The organism is Acidimicrobiales bacterium (assembly GCA_036273495.1).
GTDB lineage: Bacteria > Actinomycetota > Acidimicrobiia > Acidimicrobiales > JAJPHE01 > DASSEU01.
The window spans coordinates 1-4,627 of the sequence record DASUHN010000328.1 but is presented as its reverse complement, the minus strand read 5'-3'; the positions used below and the strand labels follow the sequence as shown (position 1 = coordinate 4,627).

6 protein-coding genes are annotated in these 4,627 nt (G+C 70.7%); 1 reads left to right on the top strand and 5 read right to left on the bottom strand.

The window, feature by feature from the left end; all coding sequences use genetic code 11:
- A partial coding sequence (locus VFW24_14080; GenBank protein HEX5267891.1) for a hypothetical protein occupies positions 1 to 230 on the top strand: 230 nt, incomplete at its 5' end.
- On the opposite strand, the gene VFW24_14075 is transcribed toward VFW24_14080, so the two are convergent.
- The 5 genes from VFW24_14075 to VFW24_14055 form a co-directional block, all read right to left on the bottom strand.
- Positions 204 to 1,163, bottom strand: coding sequence for an ABC transporter permease (locus VFW24_14075; GenBank protein HEX5267890.1), 960 nt, complete (start codon positions 1,161 to 1,163; stop codon positions 204 to 206). The genes VFW24_14080 and VFW24_14075 overlap by 27 nt on opposite strands.
- The gene (locus VFW24_14070) at positions 1,160 to 2,200 is read right to left on the bottom strand and encodes an ABC transporter permease (protein ID HEX5267889.1); all 1,041 of its coding nucleotides are present in this window, start codon (positions 2,198 to 2,200) and stop codon (positions 1,160 to 1,162) included. The genes VFW24_14075 and VFW24_14070 overlap by 4 nt, the downstream gene beginning before the upstream one ends.
- 5 nt (positions 2,201 to 2,205) lie before the next feature.
- Positions 2,206 to 3,276, bottom strand: coding sequence for an ABC transporter ATP-binding protein (locus tag VFW24_14065; protein ID HEX5267888.1), 1,071 nt, complete (start codon positions 3,274 to 3,276; stop codon positions 2,206 to 2,208).
- Complete coding sequence (locus VFW24_14060; protein ID HEX5267887.1) at positions 3,273 to 4,319, bottom strand: ABC transporter ATP-binding protein; 1,047 nt, start codon at positions 4,317 to 4,319, stop codon at positions 3,273 to 3,275. Before VFW24_14060 ends, VFW24_14065 begins: the two co-directional genes overlap by 4 nt.
- 43 nt (positions 4,320 to 4,362) lie before the next feature.
- Positions 4,363 to 4,627 (bottom strand): hypothetical protein (locus VFW24_14055; GenBank protein ID HEX5267886.1); only part of this gene is annotated, 265 nt, incomplete at its 5' end.

Here is a 4,627-nt window from a genome sequence, read left to right as displayed (position 1 = left end):
GGTCCTGCGGGCTCGACGTGCTGGTGGCCGCGCCCAGCTGGGACGCCAGCGGTTCGAGCGCCGCCGTCACCGCCGTCGAATCGAACGGCCGTCCCGTCTGTCGCGAGGTGCAGCTGCCGGGCCTGGAGGCGCCGGCGCTGGTGGCGGCCGGCATCGCGTCCTACACCCCGATCCGGTCCGTGACCGAGGACCGGGACGCGCCGTCAGGTCAGGCGCACCCGCGGATCTAGCACGGCGTACAGGGCGTCGACCGCGATGTTGGCCGCGACGATGAATGTGGACGCCAGGATCACGATGGCGATGATCACGGGCAGGTCCTGGCCGGTGATGGAGTCGACGATCTGCTTGCCGAGGCCCGGCAGGCCGAACACCGTCTCGGTGACGATCACGCCGCCCAGCAGCGTCCCCAGGTCGATGCCGAACTGGGTGACGACCGGGGAGATGGCGGCGCGCAGGCCGTGGCGGTAGACGACCCGGCGCTCGCGGAGGCCCTTGGCCCGCGCCGTGCGGATGTAGTCCTCCCCCATCACGTCGAGCATCGATCCCCGGGTCAGCCGGGCGTACAGCGCCGCCTGCACCAGAGCGAGCGAGAACCAGGGCAGGATCAGGTGGCGGGCCCACTCCCCCACGCTCTGGGTCGGGCCGACGTACCCGGTCACGGTGAAGAAGCTGAACCCGGCCCGGTGCATGCGGTCGAAGAACACGAGCAGCATGAGCTCGCCGAGCAGAAAAACTGGCATGGAGTAGAACAGGAGTGCCGCCCCGGTCACGGTCCGGTCGGCCAGCGAGCGGGGCCGGGTGGCGGCCAGTACCCCCGACAGGACCCCGATGATCATCCACAGCACCGCGCCTCCGAGAGCCAGCGAGGCCGTCACCGGGAAGTCGCGGCGCAGGATCGAGGTCACCGGCTCGGAGTTGCGGTAGGAGTACCCGAGGTTGCCCTGCAGCAGGCGCCAGAAGTAGCTCCCGTACTGGTGGATCAGGGACTTGTCGAGCCCGAGGGACCGGCGCACGGCGGCGACGGTCTGAGGCGTGGCCTGGCGGCCGGCGATGAGCTGGGCGGGATCGTTGGGCGCCAGGTAGTAGAGGATGAACACGGCCGTCCCCACGGCCCAGAGGACGATGAGCCCGAAGGCGAGGCGCCGGGCCAGGAAGCGGCTCATGACCCCGGGCCCTGGCCCAGGTCGACCACGGGGTCGAGGGCGTACTCGTCGCTGATCGGCGGCAGGTCCGAGCCCGTGAGCACCGAGCGCCGGTTCATCAGGCGGTTGTAGCGGGGGTCGAAGGCGTCCCGGACGCTGTCACCGAGCAGGTTGAAGGCGAGAGTGGTGGCCAGGAGGGCCAGACCGGGGAACACCACGTACCACCACGCGACCTGGTAGTAGCTCAGCGAGCCGGCCAGCATGTTCCCCCAGCTGGCCGTCGGCAGCTTTATGCCGAGGCCGAGGAACGACAGCGTGGCCTCGAAGACGATCGAGGCGGGGATCAGCAGCGTCAGGTAGACGATGACCGGGGCGAGCACGTTCGGGAGAATGTCGACGAACATGATCCGCAGGTCCCCGGCCCCGAGGGCCCGGGCCGCCTCGACGTACTCCTTCTCCCTGATGGACAAGACCTGGCCCCGCACGATCCGGCCCACGGCCGCGAACGAGAAGAAGGCGATGACCGCGATCGTGACCAGGAGGCTCGGTCCTATCACCGAGATAAGGGCGATGGCGAACACCAGGTAGGGCAGCGACAGGACCGCGTCCATGAACCGCGACAGGATCGTGTCGACGACCCGCCCGAGGTAGCCGGCCGCCAGACCGATCACCACTCCTCCGGCCGTGGCCAGTGCCGCCGCCACCACGCCCGCCAGCAGCGAGATCCGGGCCCCGTAGAAGATCCGGACCAGGATGTCGCGGCCCAGCTCGTCGGCGCCCAGGAGGAAGTGGTGGCCCGGGCCCACGGGCAGGCCCTCCGGGGACACCCCGATCGACCGGTACTGGGTGTTGGCGCCGTGGCCGGTCAGATGGGCCACGAGGGGGGCCAGGACGGCCATCAGGGCTATGAGCACGATGACGACGATGGAGCCGACGGCCACCCGGTCGTGGCGGAGCCGCTCGAAGGCAAGCCGCCAGGGGCTGCGGCCCTCGATGATCCGGCCCGGGATGGCGGCGGCGACGGCCTCGGCGTCGTGCCCGCCGACCTCGGAGATCATCTGGCTCACGGGGTCCCGACCTCCGGGGACGACGAGCTTGCGGACCCGCTCACCACCACCGGCACGGCGGGCAGCTGCTCCCCGTCGGCAAGGGGGAAGTGGCACGCGGCCCGGTGCTCGGGCCCGTCCCCCTGGCGGGGCACCAGCGGGGGGTCCTCCCGGGCGCAGATGTCCTGGGCCTTGGGGCACCGGGTGCGGAACCGGCACCCGCTCGGGGGGTCGATCGGAGAGGGCACGTCCCCGCCGAGCACCACGGGGCGGCGCCGGGCCGCCCGGTCGGGGTCCGGGACCGGGACCGCCGAGAGCAGGGCCCGGGTGTACGGATGGCGGGGTGTCTCGTAGAGGTCGTGGCGGGGCGCGATCTCGACGACCTTGCCCAGATACATCACCGCCACCCGGTCGCTGACGTGGCGGACGACCGACAGGTCGTGGGCGATGAACACGTAGGTGAGCCCGAGGGTGTCCTGGAGGTCGGCCAGCAGATTGATCACCTGGGCCTGGATGGAGACGTCGAGGGCCGACACCGGCTCGTCGCAGATCACCAGGTCGGGCTCCAGCGCCAGGGCCCGGGCCACCCCGATGCGCTGGCGCTGACCGCCGGAGAACTCGGCCGGGAAGCGGTTGTAGTGCTCGGGGTTGAGGCCGACCAGCTCCATCAGCCGCTGGACCTGCCGCTTGCGGTCGCCTCCTTCGGCCACGCCGTGGATGGCGAGGGGGTCCCCGATGATCGACCCCACCCGGCGCCGGGGGTTGAGGGAGCCGTACGGATCCTGGAAGATCATCTGCATGCGCCGCCGGAACGGGCGCATCTGGCGGCGGGACAGCTGGGAGATGTCGGTGCCGTCGAACACCACCGTGCCGGCGGTGAGATCCAGCAGCCGGTTGAGGCAGCGGGCCAGCGTTGACTTCCCGCACCCGGTCTCCCCGACCAGGCCGAGCGTCTCCCCCCGCCGGACCTCGAGGCTGACCCCGTCGACGGCGTGGACGACGTCCCCGCCGCCGCGACGCAGCCGGACGGTCCCGACGGGGAAGTGCTTGACCACGTCGTCGGCCTGGATCAGCACGCCGTCGCTCACGGCTGGACCGACTCCACCTGTCGCTCCTCGTCCGCCGCCCGCTTCCGGCCGGCATCGACCTCGGCGCCCGTGCCCACCAGATGGGTCGGCAGCCAGCAGGCGGAACGGTGTCCGGGCTCGTCACCGACGTCCCGGAGGGGCGGGGTCTCGGCCGCGCAGCGGGGCATCACGAAATCGCAGCGGGGGTTGAACGGGCAGCCGGACGGCGGGTTGATCAGGCTCGGTGGCTGACCGCGGATCGACCGCAGCCGGTCGGACTCGCCTCCGTGCTGCGGGAGCGATCCCAGGAGGCCGACGGTGTAGGGATGGTGGGGCGAGTAGTAGGTGGCGCGCCGCCCGGCCACCTCCATGGCCCGGCCGGCGTACATGACCATCACCTCGTCGGCCATGTCGGCCACGACCCCGAGATCGTGGGTGATGAGGATCACGGCGATGTGGAACTCGCGCTGCAGCTGCTTGATCAACTCCATGATCTGGGCCTGCACGGTCACGTCCAGGGCCGTGGTCGGCTCGTCGGCGACGAGGAGAGCGGGGTTCAGGGCCAGGGCCATGGCGATCATGGCCCGCTGCCGCATCCCGCCCGAGAACTGGTGGGGATAGTCGTCCACCCGCTCACGCGGCCGGGGGATGCCGACCCGGCCCAGGAGCTCGACGGCGCGCTCCCGGGCCGTCGCCTTCGACACCTTCTCGTGGGCCCGGATCATCTCGGCGATCTGCCAGCCCACCCGGTAGTAGGGGTGCAGGCTCGACAGCGGGTCCTGGAAGATCATCCCGATCCGGGCGCCGCGCACCTGACGCAGCTCCTCCTGGGACATGCGCAACAGGTCATGGCCCTGGAAGATGGCTCGCCCCGAGATCTCGGCGCCGGCGGTCAGGCCGACCATGGTCTGGGTGGCGACGCTCTTGCCCGACCCCGACTCCCCGACGATCCCCAGCGTCTCCCCCGGATCGACGCTGAAGCTGATGCCCCGCACCGCCTGGACCACGCCGTCAGGGGTGGAGAACGAGACCGAGAGGCCCTCGACGTCCAGGAGCGGGCTCATGCCTGCGGGACGCCGAAAGGCCTCTCGGTCCGACTACCTCGAGCTATTGCTTGATCCAGACCGAGGTCGGGTCACAGTTGGAGATCCACGTGTTCCAGATGCAGTTCTGCAGCCGGGTGGAGTGGTAGACGGCGGTCTTCTGCTGGCCGATCGGGACTACCGCAGCGTCGGCCATGATCTGCTTGGCGGCCTGCTGCCAGTAGGTGAGGGCCTGGCTGGCGGAGGTGGCCGACAGGGCCTTGTCGATGAGGGCGTTGGTGGTGGGGCTGTTGTAGTCCCCCCAGTCCGTGCTGTTCTTGCCGTAGGTC